This is a genomic window from Sphingobacterium sp. NPDC055431, from assembly GCF_053644255.1.
In genome coordinates, this window is the sequence record NZ_JBSHLH010000035.1 from 1 (window position 1) to 18,190 (window position 18,190).

Annotated in this window: 17 protein-coding genes and 1 pseudogene; 5 read left to right on the plus strand and 13 right to left on the minus strand. The window is 34.5% G+C overall.

Annotated elements, in window-relative coordinates:
* Nucleotides 1-51 precede the first annotated feature (51 nt).
* Nucleotides 52-690: a hypothetical protein gene (locus ACWIB3_RS18400; RefSeq protein WP_454292355.1), complete on the plus strand. Its 639-nt coding sequence runs from the start codon at nucleotides 52-54 to the stop codon at nucleotides 688-690.
* A gap of 1 nt (nucleotide 691) precedes the next feature.
* Nucleotides 692-1,552: a hypothetical protein gene (locus tag ACWIB3_RS18405; protein ID WP_454292356.1), complete on the plus strand. Its 861-nt coding sequence runs from the start codon at nucleotides 692-694 to the stop codon at nucleotides 1,550-1,552.
* Between the two features lie 960 nt (nucleotides 1,553-2,512).
* On the opposite strand, the gene ACWIB3_RS18410 is transcribed toward ACWIB3_RS18405, so the two are convergent.
* Nucleotides 2,513-3,391 (minus strand): ChbG/HpnK family deacetylase, encoded by an 879-nt coding sequence (locus ACWIB3_RS18410; protein WP_454292357.1) that lies wholly within the window; start codon nucleotides 3,389-3,391, stop codon nucleotides 2,513-2,515.
* A 260-nt stretch (nucleotides 3,392-3,651) separates the two neighbouring features.
* On the opposite strand from ACWIB3_RS18410, the gene ACWIB3_RS18415 reads away from it, so the two are divergent.
* The 3 genes from ACWIB3_RS18415 to ACWIB3_RS18425 are packed head-to-tail and all read left to right on the plus strand — an operon-like array spanning nucleotide 3,652 to nucleotide 5,550.
* Complete coding sequence (locus tag ACWIB3_RS18415; protein ID WP_185212382.1) at nucleotides 3,652-4,497, plus strand: alpha/beta fold hydrolase; 846 nt, start codon at nucleotides 3,652-3,654, stop codon at nucleotides 4,495-4,497.
* Nucleotides 4,497-4,967, plus strand: a complete 471-nt coding sequence (locus ACWIB3_RS18420) for an RNA polymerase sigma factor (protein ID WP_313259549.1) — start codon at nucleotides 4,497-4,499, stop codon at nucleotides 4,965-4,967. Before ACWIB3_RS18415 ends, ACWIB3_RS18420 begins: the two co-directional genes overlap by 1 nt.
* Nucleotides 4,957-5,550 (plus strand): hypothetical protein, encoded by a 594-nt coding sequence (locus tag ACWIB3_RS18425; protein ID WP_313259552.1) that lies wholly within the window; start codon nucleotides 4,957-4,959, stop codon nucleotides 5,548-5,550. Before ACWIB3_RS18420 ends, ACWIB3_RS18425 begins: the two co-directional genes overlap by 11 nt.
* 50 nt (nucleotides 5,551-5,600) lie before the next feature.
* Here ACWIB3_RS18425 and ACWIB3_RS18430 read toward each other — a convergent pair whose 3' ends face one another.
* The 12 genes and pseudogenes from ACWIB3_RS18430 to ACWIB3_RS18485 form a co-directional block, all read right to left on the minus strand.
* The gene (locus tag ACWIB3_RS18430; protein WP_185216602.1) at nucleotides 5,601-8,006 is read right to left on the minus strand and encodes a GumC family protein; all 2,406 of its coding nucleotides are present in this window, start codon (nucleotides 8,004-8,006) and stop codon (nucleotides 5,601-5,603) included.
* 7 nt (nucleotides 8,007-8,013) lie between these two features.
* Nucleotides 8,014-8,814 (minus strand): polysaccharide biosynthesis/export family protein, encoded by an 801-nt coding sequence (locus ACWIB3_RS18435; RefSeq protein WP_185212390.1) that lies wholly within the window; start codon nucleotides 8,812-8,814, stop codon nucleotides 8,014-8,016.
* The gene (locus ACWIB3_RS18440; RefSeq protein ID WP_454292358.1) at nucleotides 8,807-9,721 is read right to left on the minus strand and encodes a hypothetical protein; all 915 of its coding nucleotides are present in this window, start codon (nucleotides 9,719-9,721) and stop codon (nucleotides 8,807-8,809) included. Before ACWIB3_RS18440 ends, ACWIB3_RS18435 begins: the two co-directional genes overlap by 8 nt.
* A 22-nt stretch (nucleotides 9,722-9,743) precedes the next feature.
* Nucleotides 9,744-11,369 carry an ABC transporter ATP-binding protein gene (locus ACWIB3_RS18445; RefSeq protein ID WP_254527392.1) on the minus strand — a complete coding sequence of 542 codons (1,626 nt, stop codon included), beginning with the start codon at nucleotides 11,367-11,369 and terminating at the stop codon, nucleotides 9,744-9,746.
* Between the two features lie 4 nt (nucleotides 11,370-11,373).
* Complete coding sequence (locus ACWIB3_RS18450; RefSeq protein ID WP_254534385.1) at nucleotides 11,374-12,471, minus strand: nucleotidyltransferase domain-containing protein; 1,098 nt, start codon at nucleotides 12,469-12,471, stop codon at nucleotides 11,374-11,376.
* A 4-nt stretch (nucleotides 12,472-12,475) separates the two neighbouring features.
* Nucleotides 12,476-12,745, minus strand: a complete 270-nt coding sequence (locus ACWIB3_RS18455) for a PqqD family protein (protein ID WP_185212398.1) — start codon at nucleotides 12,743-12,745, stop codon at nucleotides 12,476-12,478.
* 3 nt (nucleotides 12,746-12,748) lie between these two features.
* Nucleotides 12,749-13,198, minus strand: a complete 450-nt coding sequence (locus tag ACWIB3_RS18460) for a S24 family peptidase (RefSeq protein WP_454292359.1) — start codon at nucleotides 13,196-13,198, stop codon at nucleotides 12,749-12,751.
* Nucleotides 13,199-13,336: 138 nt separating this feature from the next.
* Nucleotides 13,337-14,452: a glycosyltransferase gene (locus ACWIB3_RS18465; RefSeq protein WP_454292360.1), complete on the minus strand. Its 1,116-nt coding sequence runs from the start codon at nucleotides 14,450-14,452 to the stop codon at nucleotides 13,337-13,339.
* Nucleotides 14,453-14,471: 19 nt separating this feature from the next.
* Complete coding sequence (locus tag ACWIB3_RS18470; protein ID WP_185216614.1) at nucleotides 14,472-15,575, minus strand: glycosyltransferase family 4 protein; 1,104 nt, start codon at nucleotides 15,573-15,575, stop codon at nucleotides 14,472-14,474.
* On the minus strand, nucleotides 15,575-16,663 hold the full coding sequence (locus ACWIB3_RS18475; RefSeq protein WP_454292361.1) for a glycosyltransferase family 4 protein: 1,089 nt from the start codon (nucleotides 16,661-16,663) through the stop codon (nucleotides 15,575-15,577). Before ACWIB3_RS18475 ends, ACWIB3_RS18470 begins: the two co-directional genes overlap by 1 nt.
* A 10-nt stretch (nucleotides 16,664-16,673) precedes the next feature.
* Entirely contained in the window at nucleotides 16,674-17,555 is an 882-nt protein-coding gene (locus tag ACWIB3_RS18480) for a hypothetical protein (protein ID WP_254527397.1), read from the minus strand.
* Nucleotides 17,556-17,975: 420 nt separating this feature from the next.
* A pseudogene (locus tag ACWIB3_RS18485) lies at nucleotides 17,976-18,190 on the minus strand (glycosyltransferase family 2 protein); the annotation flags it as partial.

An 18,190-nucleotide genomic window follows, 5' to 3' on the forward strand; every position in this document is an offset into this window, starting at 1 on the left:
TATGTTAATTACACTTTTTCTAGCTGTTACCAATTTTTTAAAAACTAAGGTATGACATTAATAACCAATCGCTTTGCTATTTATTTATTAATAATTCCGCTCTCCATTTTCTTCATTAGTTTACATTCTTGCGGACCAAGTGAAATCGAACCTGAACCAAAGCCAGCTCCAAAACCGGAACCCGAACCAGAGCCAGAGCCTGAACCTGTTGAAAAACCCAAAGCTATTTTATATAAATACACTTCTGAGAAAAATGAAGATTTCATTGAATACCTTAAGGGCTTTGTGGTAAAGGACCTAAGCGAGGCTGATATCAAATTGCATTTCGGGAACCGTGTGACCTATTTCAAGCCAGATTCCATCCTGATCAAAGAAGACTCCATGTTTGTACATAAATCAAAAATGCCCATGGAATCCTATCAGATAAAATGGACAGAGCAAACTCTTCAAATCCATGAATCCAAAAACAATAGTTGGAAAAATTGGGCAACAAAAAATGCTGATTCAACCCTAACCCTTAAAATTAGCTTTTTCAAAAAAAACGCCAATAATAAGAACCGAGCTCAGCTAAGTATTGGTCAACAATATGAAATGCCTGATAACCGACATTTACTTGATTCAGAGCCATTGAATAATTCCAGACTAATCTGGTTAAAGAAGAATTATGTATTTACCCCTGAAAAGAAATAAAATGAGAACTGGATTAATAACTGTTTTGCTTTATATATTAACCTTGGGTCTCCTATCGGCTCAGGAACCAAGAAATTCTTCGACTTACTTTGGTAAAAATCCGGAAGGCTTATTTCTAGGCGCCGTACTTAGTAAGAAATCGATCAATACAGAGAAGCATGAATTCAAGGATATCAAAACCAATCAAAAGATTACCCCCATTTCAACCTCGTTTAAATATGAGTTTCCTGAAATAGTACCTAACAAGGAAAACATGTACAAGGTAATTTCTGATGAATTGAAGGCAAAAGGAGCTCCAACAGGAAATGCAGGAATTGCGAGTTATTCATTCTACTCTATTCGAAACCTCGAAGACCTATATACTAATTTTGGCCAAAAATTGGACCTTGGTAAATGGTTTGGATTGGACGTCAATAACAAAATGCCAAAATCCAATATTCTTGTGGAATATGAGATTCCCTTATTTGATATGTTTATAGATCCAGGGGGCGATGGAATCAAGAATTATTTAGAGGAATTGGCTAAATTAAAAGACGATGACCTGATCTATGTTATAAGTATCACTTGGGGAAGAAAGGCGTTGATCTTTGTTCAATCTGATTTTGATGAAAACAGCTTAAAAGTTGCATTGAATAGGTATATTAAAGATGAAGCATTGACAGAAGAGCAAAAGATAATTATAGAAACTGCCACTTTCTCCTATAATATTTTTGAAGATGTCCCTTTAGAATTGAACAACCCCGATCCCATAAAAACTATATTAAAATATTTATTGGAACCGATTACTACAGATAATTACGGGAGTATCATCCATTTTATGGCTAATGAAATGGACGGAGGCACATATTTGAACGGTTTTTAAGAATGCGAATGATCAAATTCCACTTTTTTGATTACAGGAATTCCAAATAAGCCCAAGGATAAATAGACATTCAAAGAATCTGGATGTACATTTTGAATTCTTATGTCTTCTGAGAGCCCTATTCTTTTATGGAATCCGTTTTCGAATTCCGCTTTTACTACTTTTGGTGTCATTCCTTCCTCTGGCAACCAAATTTTATTTATCTTACATTTTACCTTATAGGTCGAGACTTCGGTTTCGGATGAGCAAAACATATAATTTAGACCTAGAAAAATAAAGGTCAGGTAGGATCCAGTAAGGATTATACTATAGAATATGCTTTCTAATTTTCCAACATTACGCAATAGGTCTTTTTTTCGGATCAACCAATAGAATACCATTCCAAAAAGGAAAAAGAAAAAAATTACCCGAAGGGAAATTAGTGTTTTTTCGAACAAAAAATAATTCAGAATATTTAAGATAAACACGGAAAGAAACAACTTATCAAGTAAAGTGAATGTTCTTTTTTTGAACTGCATAACCAAAAGGGATTCTTTTTTTAACAGAACAAATATATTAAATTCTATTAAGAATAGTTCATTCATAACAACGAAACAACTATATAAAAAAGCTTTTATATTTTATTTCAAAAATAATTTAGAAATTTCAAAGATTTAAAATTTCTTATTATGAATATATTATATATATTTGAAGAATAACTGAAGTTATCAGACCAACCAAAAAATCTAATTATTTGAAATAAGGAAATTAACAAATGAACAAAATTATTATATGGTGATCGTCTTATTCTTCAGCTTTATTATTTTTTTCTCAAGTGCTGCTATCTATGCCAATTGGTATATCACAGGAGATTATCGAATGATGCATTATTTATACCGCATATGGATTTCTGCTTTAGCATTAATATCCATTTATCTCATGTATATTTATCCGTTTTTTAATTTTATTCATTAAGGGCTTTTATTCAACCCTCTTTGGTTTTAAGGATTTGAAGTCTGTCAATTCAATTCCTAAATGATGGATTTTGGATTTAATCCTTGAATCTAGCAAGATTTTGGTTACCTCACTCCTATCTTCACGAACATTTCTATAACCTTCATGGCCTACATTTTCCATTTCACTGACATCAAGGCCAGGATGTTCCACAAACAAGTATACTTTATCTTCCTTTAATTCATCAAGCGCCTTCAAAAAAGCTTGAATTTTTTCTTCTACATTAGCTTTGCTTTTCAGGTCTAAATCTGGGAACATTAAGAATTCATAATCCATATCCTGAGGTAAATTGTACTCCTTAGAAAGCCTGATCAACATTTCCTTTACCTCCTTATCCCAATTACCACAACCCATATGTGTGGATATATGTGAAATTCGCGGTAACAATTTCTTCGCCATTTCAATTTGGGCCCTGAACTCTGCTTCAATATCCGCCAATTTCCATTGGTGCTCCTGAATGGATGCCATCGGTACCTTTTTATTTGGGTAGATGAAAGAGAAAAAATTGCCATAATCATCAACCAAACTTTTCGCCGATGTCAAAGGTCGCCATTTACAATTCTCCCATTCACTGGTAATCATCAAATGCACCCCAACATCTAAATTTGGATTTTCCTTTAACATCTTCACAGCCTCAGGTGCCCAGGGACAATTTACCATCAGTTCTACTGAAGTTGTTATGCCTTTTTGATAGGTTTCAATAATGGCAAGATTTGCCGCATTAAACGAACCGATATCATCGGATCTGATGATGAGTTTTGGAGCATTTTGACCAAACAATGGAGAAAATACAGAAGTAAGCAAAATTAAGGCAATCAATTTTCGGAATAAGGGGCTTTTGGACATAATTAGTGCTGTATTAGGAAATGGTTATTGATTTATAAACCAAGAGCTTAAGGCTTGGATGTAATAAATTTAAAAAAATATGCTAAGAAGTGGAAGTAATAAAACCAACATTATCTGAATAAAAAAACAAAGAAATTTCTTTTATCGAACTGTTATTCAACAACTTACTCAACGCAATATTGAAATAGTAATATATTTATGAAATATACTGTAACATTTTTTTCAAAATCATATCTAAAGGAAAACAAAAACAATTAGTTATGAACTTGAAAAACATTTTACTAGCCGCTATCGCCTTTGTAGCATTGGTATCAACAGCAGACGCTCAAACCAAAGAAAATAGTTTCCAAATAGAAAAGATTGGAAATGGAAAGCAAAACATCCTATTTATCCCGGGTTTTGCATCATCTGGAGAGGTTTGGAAAGAAACGATTGATGCCCTTGGGAATGATTACACTTATTATGTATTAACCATGGCAGGCTTTGCTTCTGTGCCTGCGCAAACAGACCCCAGCTTTAAAGGTTGGCGAGATGATATTATTGATTATATTAAAAGCGAAAAAATTCTAAATCCAATTATCATCGGTCATAGTATGGGCGGAGTGATGGCCATGGACATTGCAGCTACAGAACCGACTTTAATCAGCAAAATTGTGGTAGTTGATGCACTTCCTTGCTTGGCTGCATTGAGTGACCCAAATTATAAATCAAAACCTAATATTGATTGTTCTGCAATTGTCAATCAGATGAATTCAATTACTGATGAACAGTTTAAAGCAATGCAAAAACAAGTAATGACAGGGATGGTTCAAGATACAAGTAAACAACAAATAATTTTGGATTGGACCATGAAATCTGACCGATCTACATTTGGAAAGATGTTTTGCGATTTCAGCAACACCGATTTGAGGGAAGAGATAAAATCGATTCAATGTCCTACCTTGATTTTGCTTGAAAGTAGCTTCAAACAAATCAAACCCGCAATAGAGCAACAATATGTCAACTTGAGATCTGCTGATTTTAGGTATGCTGAGAACAGTTTACACTTTATCATGTATGATGCTAAAGATTGGTATTTACAACAAGTTCAAAACTTTCTAAAGTAATGGATTTCAACAAATTATATGAGGAATATTGGGACAAAATCTATCGATTGTGCATGGGTTACATCAATGACCAAGACCAAGCAAAGGATTTAGCCCAAGAAACTTTTATTACAGTTTGGGAAAAGCTATCAACGTTTAGGAATGAGGCCAGTATAGGAACCTGGATATTCAGGATAGCAACCAATACCTGTTTAAGCCAGATCAAGAAAAACGAAAAAATTTTGAAGGTGGAAACATTCATTCCAGAGGAGGACAATGCGGATCATGAATTGGATCAAGAGATAAAATTATTATATCAATTCATTTCTGAACTTCCGGAGTTAGATAGAATCATTATTTCTTTGGAATTGGAAGGGATCAAACAACAGGAGATATCAAAAATTGTGGGATTATCTGACAGCAATATTAGGGTCAAAATCCATAGGATAAAAGAAAGATTAAATATAAAATTTAAAAATCATGGAAAATAACGAGTTAAATCTATCTCACATTTGGAAGAAGCAACCCGCTATCTCTCCAGATTTAAGAGAACTAAAACAACGCCTTTCAAAATATAGAAAGAATTCGATGAAGAAGAAATGGACCTCAAATATCACATTGGGTCTAACCGTTATCTTTATTCTTTCAATCTGGTTTTTATATGATGCTAGCACTATTTATCCAAAAATTGGAATGTCATTTATTATTCTGGCGATTTCCCTTTCCTTAATAAAGTTCAATCTATTTTATAAATCCATTTTTGAGTTAAACAAAGATCAGGACAATAAGGCTTATTTAAATTCCTTACTTAATATCCAGGAGAAACAAAGGAATATTCAAAGCCGTTTTATGAATGTTTATTTTTCACTGCTTAGCATTGGTATCTTGATTTACCTTTATGAATTCTGTTTAAGGATGAGCTATGGAATGGCTATTATTACTTATGCCTTAACCTTGGGTTGGCTATTATTTGTTTGGCTCTATTTAAAACCACGGATCGTAAAAAAGCAAAATAGAGAATTACAGGGATACATCGATTCCATTCATAAAATCATAGAATCAGAAAATTATTAACAAAAAAAGCCCTATAAATATTCTATAGGGCTTTTTCTGTATTGTTCATTTTATTTTCTTCCAAATAGTCTTGAGAAGAAACCTCTTTTCTGTTGGGCTGAATAACCATAGCCATAACCGTAGCCATAACCACCATATCCATATCCACCATAACCATAAGGGTTATTTCCGAATTTCACCCCATTTAATAGGATGGCCATATTGGTCAATGCTGAAGAATCATAGATTTTCTGAACATCAGGCAATTGCCTTCTATCCATCTTACCAGCACGAACAACGAATATGGTCACATCGGTAATCCTATTCACGATATCAGCGTCTGCAACGATTCCCAATGGAACATTATCAACGATAATATAGTCATAACGTTCTTTTAGTTCAGCGATCAATTGATCCAAACGCTCACTTAATAATAGCTCAACTGGATTCGGTGCGATCACACCAATCGGAACGATGTCTATCTCGGCATCTGTTCTATCTTTATAGATGATTTCATCTACCGTAACAGAACTATCAGAAAGGTAATGCGTAACACCAATTGGCATAGGGAATTTTGTGATGTTACTTAAAGTACCCTTTCTAAGGTCTAAGTCGATTAAAACGACTTTCTTTTTCAAGAAGGTCATGCTCACTCCTAAATTAATAACGGAGAAGGTTTTACCGGCACCTACATTGAATGAAGTAAATGTTACGACCTTTTGTTTTTTATCACCAGAAGACATAAAGCTTAGGTTCGTTCTGAAAATCCTGAATGCTTCTGTCACCTCATCAACGCCTTGTTCTTTGATAACGATATCACTCTTGGCATTTTTCATCTCGGTTGAGAAAGGAATCTCGGCCAAGAAAGGAACACTTACTACATCTTCAATATCCTTACGGTTTCTAACCTTGGTATTCAATAACAGCATCAACAACAATATGGCTGCTGGAACTGCAATACCAATGGCTACACCAATGGCAACTTTTTTGAATTTGCTAGGATAGAAAGGAGCATTAGAACCCGATGCAGAGTCAATAACACGGATGTTATCATCCGTCATAGCTCTATTGATCGCGTTTTCTTCACGTTTGTTCAACAAGAAAATATAAAGCTCTTCAATTACCTTTTGCTGACGTTCAGCAGACAACATAATTCGTTGTTTTGAAGGAAGGCTTCTCGCTTTTCCGATCGCTGCATTCTCTTCTTCCCTCATGTTATTCATTCTGATCCTAAAACCAGAAATTACGTTATCAATAGCACGGGCGATATTTTGTCTTACCTGAGAAAGTGCACTGTTCAGATCTTGAACAATTGGGTTTTCTGAGCTGTTTCCACTCATCAAACGGTTTCTTCTCAATAACAACGTGTTATATTCAGAGATGATGTCCTCGATATTATTATCTACCAATCCAGTGTTACTTGGAATAAGATCATCCACTCGGCTAGGATCACTTAACCTTTGGCGCATGATCTCTACCAATTTCAATTGCGTTTCTAACTCTTTACTTGAGCTTTGGTAAGTTCTAGATTCGGTCCAATAAGCCTCACCTGCAGATTTAACATCCAACCCTTGGTTTTGGGTTTTCATGCCTTCCAAGCTAGATTCCACTGAACTTAGTTCCTTTTCAATGATTACAATTCTGTCATTGATGAAATCAGCCGTATTATTAGCGACTGTCTTTTTATCTTCAATGGTCATTTGATTGTACACCTCAATCAACTTAGTGATCATGTCTTCTGCACGCAATGGAGAAGTATCTTCCATAGTCATCTGAAGGATTTCTACATCTTCCATTTGAACGATATTAAGATTTCCCAAAAAGTAACCTACCATAGATTCGATAGGGCTTTTGGTAATCGTAATATCCTCAGAAAGATTTACACGATATGCTTTATCAGAATTGGCTGAAATGATTACATTTCCAACTGGTGTTTTGGCTTCTGAATTAAGTTTTACTGTTACTGTTTTATCTGGGTCAGAGTTTGAAAATGAAGATAGTTCAACCTGATTGTTTCCTTTATATTTCAGATTAAATGAAAACCCAGCCTGTGGAGGAACATTTGTAAAACGAACAATAAACGGTGAAGTTTTATAGAGTTCCACTGACCTCAGTCCATCTTTCCTAGAATAGCTTACATCCGCATTCAAGAGACTAATGGTATTACGCATTAACTCTTGGGATCTAAGCTGAAGGATTTCAGAGTTAACATTTACAAAATTGTAAAAGTTATTAGGTCTGGTGATCCTAGAGGCACTCATGGAGTTCGTGGCTGTCTTTATCATTACAGTTTGATCCTTTTTATATAAAAATGGAGTCTTACTGTATTGGTAATAAAAATATCCACCAAAGATCAATATCGATAACAAGAACCATTTCCAGTTCCCCAAAAGATATCGCAAGATATCTAATACATAAAGAGATTGATCTTGTTTACCTTTTCCTTGAAAAGGCTTATTTATTGAATGATTAACCATTAATTTGTTAGTTTCTATTAAATAATGCTATAAGGCTCACACCAAGGGTCAACATACCGGTAGCAAAACCAATGTATCTCCATGTTAAGTCTTCTCTAGGAGTAGGAACGGCAGATCTAGGTTTTACATAGACGATATCATTTTGTTTCAAATAATAAACTGGAGAGTCGAATAGATTAACATCTTCAATATTACTTGTATACATTTTTCTGTAACCGTTTTCTTCTCTGATGACCGTAATGGCTTCGGTTAAAGCATTTGTGGTTAGACCACCGCTACGAGTAATTGCTTCTAGAATAGAAATCTGACCATCAGGAACATTCAGGATACCTACAGCACCAACTTCACCCATCATCATGATTTTAATGTTCAGCAGTTCTACTCTAACTAAAGGAGAATTGATTAAATTTTCTTTAACCAACCTGTCCGTAATAAAACTCTTAAGTTCCTCGGCAGTTTTACCTTCTGCTTTGATGACACCAAGAACTGGAAAGTCGATATTTCCGTTTTTATCCACTAAATATCCTTTTTCAGTTGGAACTCCTGTAGCTGAGGTTGTAATTTCACCTTTATCACCTACATTATAAATTCCACCATCAGGGTTGAATGGTGCTGCCAATTCAGGAGTCTTTGAACTGATAATAATGCTCAATCTATCATACTTCTGAATCTTTAAGGTTGGAATCTCCTGCATAGGATATTCAGAACCTGGAACCATATTTTCAAGGTAAGTTACCTTTTTAGAAACAACGCATGAACTAAGTCCAAACAAAGTCAATGCAAACAGGCTGATAATTAATCTATTCATTTTCAAGTTTATTTACTTTTTTAATTTCTTTTAAGCATAGTATAGCTGCCTCCTGGTTTGGGAGACAATTTAATTGTCCAACATTAGTTCGTTGGATAATGTTTTCAAGGATGGTAACCATGGAAGAAAAAATATTTGCATTCCATCTGATTGCGGTAAAGCTTGGCAACAGAGCCAATAGGGATTCAACACCTTTGCTTTTCCATTCCATTTGGTTTTCTTTTGCTTGTGTCAGTCTAATAATTGACATTAATTTTCGCTTTTTATTAATGTAACAAGCTGTTTTTCCACTCCAAGGAGTTCCATAGATAAATACTTCATCACCCACGATTCTTACTGCTGGGTTATCATCATTCAATAGTTGAAAACCATCATTGGTACTTATCCATAACCTACTGTGTGTACTTTTCCCAGTTCCGCTTTTTCCTAAGAAGGAAACAGCATATTCTCCATTCTCGACTACAGAGGAATGTATCAATGCTGTATTATTTGAAAGAACTCGCTGACCAAATGCAACCATAATGAGCCAGCTTAAAATATTTGAGTCATACAACTCTTGTTTTTTTATGTGAATTTTCGAGAATCGGAAGTCTTTATCACTTATCATTCTCCAAATTTCAGTGTCTTTAGCATTTCCATTTTCCACCGAGGTGACATACTTTTGTTCTGTTTCTTCAAATTTGAACCTATCGCCCCAGATAATGGAAACATCACTTAGAAGTTTGGCATTTGTGAGGTCAATGTCAGTGGGTTCCAAAACAATTTCAACGTGTACAATGGCCTCTGCATTTTGATCAAATGGAACCTCAAAATCAATAAATGAAGATAAACTACTTTGAATATCAATTGAATCATCATATACGATCCTAATCAAATTCTCAGCAACTAAATAGTCCACTGTTTTCATTATTTCCTTCAAAAAATTTTTATTACTGCATATAAACCGATTGACTACATTTTTCGGCCAATTTTAAGTCGTGTGTTACAAAAATTACAATTTTGTTCTTCGCTGCACTCATCAATCTCTCTATTAATAGTTCTGATGTTTTATGATCTAAAGCCGATGTTACTTCATCAAATAACCAAATGCTGTTTTCCTTCATTAATGCCCTTGCCAGTGCAATACGCTGAGCCTGCCCTTCGGAAAGACCATACCCGGATTCTCCAACTACCGTATCCAAACCATCAGGAAGGTCATAGACAAACTCGGAACAACTCAGGTACAAGACTTCATATATCTTTTCAGGATTAACATTTTCAGTATCAGTCAGGATATTTTCCTTAATGGTACCTGAAAACAGTTTATCTCCTTGGGGTACATAAGCTATATTTACACGGTGATTATGATTAATAGCATACGTTTTTAGTCCTGTTTCCACATAAATTTCACCTTTGTTAGGTTGGATTACAGCTAACAACAACCTAATCAGCGTTGTTTTTCCTTTGCCACTTGAACCAATGATGGCTGTTGGCTCGCCTTTTTTCACTTTCAGGTTAAAATCATCGATCACCAAATTATCTTCATATTTAAAGCTTAAGTTTTTGATGATCAATTCATATGGGTCTTTAATAAATTCAGGGGTATATTCTTCTTCAACTTCTGTTTTATAAACCTCTTCCACCCTTTCAGCTGCTGTTCTAAATTTTATAAAAACAGGAATAAAACTCATAAGGAGCAATAATGGCCCTTGGATCCTTCCAACTAATTGAAGGAAAGCGGTCATCATTCCAAATGTAATTTCATCAGTTCTCAATTTATAAACTCCCCAGACAAAAGTCAGTAGGAAACCGATATTGATAAGTAACTTCAAAGAACTCTGTGAAATTGTTGAAAAATTCAACAATTTCAGTTTTAAATCATATATGTTAGCTTGGCTCTCTTCAACTTTCTGCCATCTGAAATTCTGAAGTCCCAGAGCTCTGAGAACCATTCTGAATCTCAGGTTTTCTTGTACCACTTTACCTAAATTTGATTCTGCTTTTTTCAAAGATCTATTGATAAATCTTAGTTTCTTGAAATAAATTTTGGTAAAAATGAACAATGGTGAAATTGCCAAGATCAATAATGCAAGCATTGGGTCCATGGACCAAAGCAATGCAAACGAAGCAAGTAATTTGATCACTGTAATCAGAAAGGAAATAAATGAGAAACCAATCATCTGCACGATTTCATTGGCGTCATTATTTATTCTTATCTGCATGTCTCCAGTGTGCCAATTCTTAATTACTTTCCATCTTGACAACATCTGGATCTTGATCAGTTTATTTTGAACTTCAATGAGCATTTTTGCTCTTGTCCTTTCATTGATCCAAGATCCCCAAGCTTTAACAATAAGTCCAAGAACGATAAATAATACGGTTAATATTAGCGCTTTATCAACGGAAGCTTTATCACCGCTTATTGCAAAATCAATTGCATGTTTCGACCATACGACAAAATATAACGAGCAGGCAATTCCAATTAACTCAAGGATGAAAAAAACTATCAGTTCATTTTTATGACCTTTTGCTTGTTCCCAAGCCCATTTTAGCTGATATGTAATTCCTGCTAACAATACCTTATATTTTGAACCTTGAATAAAATTGCATAATTGGAAACCAGATTGCTTCTGAAGGTGTTACCTTAACATATTTCAAAAAGCTTTTCCATATCCTACTTTTCTTATTCGCTCGTCCGCCATTCAAATTGATTTCTTTATCTACAAAATTTGCATTATGAAACCCAAAATTCCCTGACACCAAAATATCTTCCATCATCCAATCCGCGTCTAAATTTGCTGTCAGTTTATAAGGCAGATTAGATTCTTCTAAACCCAAATATTTAACTAACAAGAGGTGCAACATATCTATCCAATTCTTTATCCCCAATGAGGAATAAATTTCTTTTAAATTACTTGTCCTCAACTCTTGATTATAATGTGCATAAATCCTTGCAGAGTCACATAATTGACGTATTCCGATACCATAGGAAAGCAAATGCTTTAGGATATGGGAATTAGCTTGGATAATTGTTTCTAATGCAGACGGTAATTGTATTTTAGTGTTTTCAATATTTAAAGTTGTGAAGTTATTGACCTCCTCCAGTCGGATTTTCTCCAGTTTATTTTGAACGAATGGATTATGGATATCAAACATATTGCGATGATGTTCGACTTCAAATCCTTCAAAATTGTACTCGGAACTAAATCCGGGCATAGAATTGATCTCTAACCCTTTTTCGTTAATAATATTAAATGCTTTCGTATAAGTGTTTTTGTCTTCAAAAAATAGATCTATATCACCACATACCCTTCTTGCAGGATTGTCATAGCATTTTGCAAGGCCTTGGCCTTTCAACAAAATGCTGTTTACTTGATGTTCCTGGAACAGAGAATGTAATTTGATGATGATCTCATTCATTCTTTCATTCCTTTGCGCATGCTTTTCAACTCTCACCGCCCAGTTCAACAACAAAATTTTACTAGGTTGGTATTTTGGCTCTAATTTTTGAATACCGTCAAATACGATACATTCTACGGTTTGATTTATACTAATTTTATAGATTTCTTCCCATTCTCGGTTAGTTAAAGGAAAAAACTCTGTATCTAAATTAGCATTTTTCCACAATCCAGATTTAAGTAATAAAAAAAATATATTAATAATCCTGTTATTTAGCATTACTTTAATCTCTGATTAAACCTCCTTTTATAAAGGTCTGGATAAGCTTTTTGGCATCTTTTACCGCCACATCCTCATTCACTTCATAATTTTCCAACAAAATATCGGAAACAGTTTCTTCAGTAAATTCTTTACCTTGTAACTCTTCCCATAAAAATGCAGCAGTCTCGTTTAGTGTAAAAACTTTGGACATATCAATCATTTCCTGACCTGGGTCAATGATGATATAGTCATTTCCTAACTTCCGAAGCTGCAAATCAGTTCTCAATTTCATTTTTCAACTATTAAATTTACTTATGAGGTATCTAAATGGCCTTAAATAGTACCACAACATCCCTAACTTCTTTTTATACCAAGAATTAACATTAAGCTCTTTACGATCTCTAAAGCCTTTCATTACGATTGCTAACACATCATCTTTAAGGATGAATTCCTTTTGATAGAGATTTCCATCGCCTGCAAGGACTAGTTTACCATCTTTAATTCCAACGAATCGATGTAAAACAATTTTTCCTTCATGTTTGGCTAAAAGAATGTCACCTATATTAACATTATTATTAATGGGTTGTTTGATTGTAACTTGATCTGCATGCCTTAAAAAGGGCAACATACTGTTTCCTGAAACATTAAATTTCACGGTTTTTCCAAGGTTAAGATCTTCTTGGATTAAATTGAAAAATAATTGATTAGGAACCTTATGGCTCTTTGCATTCATGTTTTCGTCCATTAATCAATATTTTTTTAGGTTAAATAATGATAATTTAGCAAGAAAGAATAAGAACAACGAAAGAATCGCAAGAAAATTTGTTGAACGTCAATAAAAATCATCTTCTACGATTTTGCGCTAAATTAGGTATTGGCAATATTAGGCTAAAATCTTATTATATATTTGTAAACATTTATCTACCATTTTTTGTCGCGTAAAATGCTCAAAATAGCGTTTTCTCGCTCCATCCGATAGATTTTTGTAGACATCTTCGTTGGTCAGGATTGTAGTGAATGAATCCGCTAAAGAACGTTCATCTTCTATTTCTACGGTCAATCCCGAAACACCATTTTGATTTACCCAGCTTACGCCAGATTCAGGGATTCTGGTTGAAACAATAGGTTTTCCATATCCCATTGCCTCGATTTGAACAATAGCAAATGCTTCAGTCTTTAATATGGAGCTTAAACAAAACAAATCACAGGCTTGATAATATCCAACCACTTCGTCATCAGTCATAAATCCTAGTAATTTCACCTTGGATCCTAATCCATTTTCAGTGATCAAAGCATCTAATTCTTCCTTCAGGGGTCCTTTGCCACCGATTACAATTTGATAACTATCGTCCAGGTATTTGGCAGATTTTATTAGGTACTCATAGCCTTTGTATTCAACCAGCCGACCCAATGAAAAAATTATCTTCTTATTCGGATATTCCTTTTTAATATTTTCAAGCAATGGAGATATTTCAGGATCAACATCCACACCAATGGGAATAAAATCCACTTTTGATTGAACCTGCTTTAGAAACTTGGACTGCTCAACGTAAATTGGGGTGGTTCCTACAATTATATCAGCTCTCTTGATCAACCAATCCTGAAGTGGCTTGTACAGCCTCAATAAAGTCTTCTGCTTTAGGATATCACTATGCCAATGGAGAACAACCTTGCCTTTATAATTCGATAAAAACAAAGCCAAAGTAGCCATGGGATCAGGGTGATGTACATGAATGACATCATAGCTCCTACATATCTTGCGGAGTTTGCTGATCATTTTAGGGGCTAATTTGGTTGCTGCAGCATTTATTTGAGTCGAAACGACAAATAGTGTTGCAAACTTATTTAGATGTATTGTAGCCTCTGGATGATCTTCTGTGGAAGCACAAAGCATATCGCAATGAACACCTTGATTTGATAAACCAAGCATCAAATCGTATTCAACCTTTTCAACACCGCCTCGGATCGGATAAAACTTACCTAATTGTAGAACTTTCATATAATAAACTGTACGTCGGTTATTTTAGTAAAATATTAAATAATTCTTCCCAATTGTCAGCTTTTGGTTCATCAAGTGGAACAACCGGTTTTGGTTTTAGTGAAGAATAATCTCCTTTTATTAATTGAGCCATTAAATCAGCCAATTCCTTTGGGTTATCCGGATTAAAAAAGGCCGTCAATTTACTTCCTTCTGCGGTTTCATGTGCATAAGGTAAATCAGCCAAAAGCATAGGTCTATCATATTTCTTAAATTCTGAAATTGGCAGGCCCCAAGATTCAACTTTTGAAGGATAGATAAGACAGTCGGTCATTCCATAGAGTTCAAGCAATTTCGCTTTTGGAATAAAACCTAAAAACTCAATATTATTTACACTTCCCCATTTATTTTTCAGCCAATTGGCATATTTATTCTCATTACCTTTTACAGTGATAGTAGCCTTAAAATTATTTAAGCCATAATCTGACTTTAATATTCTCGCTGCTTCACAGATAACTTCAAAATTCTTATGACTATTTGGAGAACCTGCAAATAAAAAGTTATAATTGGAATTGCGCTCTTGATCAATGACCTCCACTGCATTGTCAACAATTTTCGGTCTAGTGACAATAATTTTTTTAGGATCAATATGAAACATTTTGCTTAGCCCTCTCCTAAACCATTCTTGCTGAACAACTAAATACTCATTTTTATGGATATTGGTCTTATAGATAAGTTTGGTGAAGATTGCGAACATGGCAATTTTAGGGGCAAAAAACAAATCGTGCATTTTCCATTTGTAGAAGGAAAATGAATTATGACAGTATACCGCTCTCCTATTGGCAATTACGGAAGGGCTCGTATCATGTAAAGCAAACCATAATTCAACCGGACCTATTTCTTTGGAAATCTTTTTTAAAGAGACATATTCATACCAAAGCCTATTAACCCATCTTTTCTTTGGCCATTGTGTCTCTATATATTCAATGTTAGGAAAATCAGTTAATTCTCTTTTATATACAATAGCTACAACACGGTAACCATTCTTCACAGCATAGTCTGACAAAAACTTCAAGCAATCCTGAAGGATAGCCAAAGTACCGGCTTCAACTAAATTTACGGCAGATATTACAATAGTTTTCATTAGCGTCTATTCAAGGCATCATTAAACAATTGAATCCATTTTTTCATAACTGCTGCTTCTGAAAAATCTCCAGACATTTCAAATGCATGCTGTCCCATCGTATCTCTTAATTCTGGATCACGTATCAACTCTAATATTTTATTTGCCATACCTGCTTTATCCTCTTCTTCTAACAAGTATCCGTTTTTACCCTCCTGGATAATGTCACGTGGCCCACATTTGCATGCATATGATATCATAGGCAATCCGGACGCCTGCCCCTCTAGCAAGGCCATTGGTAAACCTTCATACCTTGAAGTCATGGCTATCATTGAGCTATCCAAGTATTGTTGGTCTATATTTCTTACTGGTTCTTGAAGAATTAAAGACTTTTCGAGTCCCAGCTTATTGATTTGATTCTGTAAGTTTTCCTTTTCTGGTCCTTTTCCAAAGATATTCAGCTTCCAATCTGGCTCTTGTTGATGAACTATTTTCCAAACATCCACTAGATCCTCAAATCTTTTTTGATAATCATAGCGTCCGACAGCAATAACATGTTTCGAAGTTAAATTACTACGTTGCGAAACTGGAAAGCTATTGGCATTTGGGATTACAATGATATTTGGAAGATCGCCCCAATAGGATTTATCTTCTTCTGTAAGGACGACGAACTTATCATATTTCTGAACGGTTTTTAGGTCTTTTTTACTTCTATAGCTATCAATAATCTTCCAAATTCCTTTCCGACCATATTGCAATCTTTTAAATCTTGAAAAATGTATTTCAACAATCTTCTTACTTCCATCTTTTATCTCAGGCAATAGGTCTACTTCATGATCGAACAGGGAAACACAGATTTCAGGTTGAATTGCTAACAGTTGTTCTGTTAGCAATTTTTTATGCAATGCCTGTTTTTTGGGGTAATCAAAAAGCTTTTTAAGAAGACCAGAACTATTATTTTCTGTATAATTTATGCCTAAATCTATTTGCTTTATTGATTCATCCAAATCAAAATAAGGTTTTCGATTTTTCTGATCAGTAGTAATGATGCTGATATCGTGTCCAAGTTTAGCAAGATAATTGGTTTTATTAGCCAATACTCGCTCCATACCTCCTGAGTTAAATGTACCTAGGATGCAATAAACTATCTTCATAAACTTCTTCTTTTTCAGCTATATCTTCTGTAACCTTTAACGAATCGATGCAATAAAAAACTGCGTATATAAAAAAGATATCAGTTGCAACCTTAAACCAGATAACGAAGGTTAAAACCAATAAAATCAAGAAAAACATCCAATAATCAGGGTGTCTTTTCATAAAAACCAATGCATTTACCACAAACAAAAGGGCGAATACAGAAAAACCAATTAAGCCAGAGTAAAGAATAAAACGACAATAGCCAATATCCGTACTGAAAACGAAGTTGTCAAACAATCCAGTACCGATTAACCAAGTTTTCTGATCCTCTGGCCATACCCACATTTCCCTATTCAACTTATCTGTTGAGTCTGTTCTCCATTCACCTTTTTCAACGTAATTGAAGAAACCCTCAAAGGCAAAACGCATTTGATCATAAAACTCTGCGTTGGTATTGTATAGGTAAATGGATACTCCAATGGCTACAACCAGAAATAGTCCGAACAAAAGACTTAATTTTCCAGAATACTTCTTTACAGCTTGTCTAAAAACGGATGAACCAAATACTAAATAGCCTAAGGATGCCCCCAATCCTAAAATGGTCGTTCTAGAAATGGCATTTCCAATAATTGCAATAAAGAAAAAGGCGATTAACAATAAACTAATTGACCAAGTATTGTTCCTAACTTTTTCATCATTATTTAGGGTTGCAGTAATCATTAATAAAACGATGGTAAACCTAACACCAGCGGGGTCTAATGCTGCACCAATCCCATAAAGTCTTCCGACCTCTTCAAAGAATTCCTGGCCTTGAGACACATAACTATCTACGAAAAGCTTGACACTTGGGATATTATCAATCATAAGTGCTGCTATACATTGAAAGACACAAACCGCTGTGGCATAAAAAGTTATTAACTTAAAATCTACTTTCCCATGGACAGATTTAATCATAGTACAGATAGCATAAGCGCCAAAGTACCAAACAGCAAAACTTAGTATATAAGAAGCATAGGCGTAATCGGTAGTTTTATTTATGTCGGTAGAATAGAAGCAGATGAATGAAAACAACAAAGCTAATATGACTGAAACTAAAAACCCTTTTGAAATTTTAATTTCTTTTTCCATTAACCAATTCATCCCAGCAAACATAACACCTAGCAATGCTAGGATCATTTTGGTGTTTAGGCTAGGTAGAAAAGTGAAAGAGATCGGGAAGAGATAAAAACTCACCGAAGCTCCTAGAATAATATAAAGCAACAATCGAATCATATAGTACAATGATTATTTATACAATACTCCATAAACCATTCTCAAAACAACTCTATTATAAAGTTTAATCAGCCAAAATTGTTTTTTGACTGCAGCTAATTGTAAAAGTCTTGTTCTCATAGGAAGGGCTGTGTTTTCCATCACATACGGATTTGCCTCTGGAAACCAGCTTAGCCACTTTTCATATTGAGAGATTTTTTCAGAAATTAATAATGGTAGTTTTATAT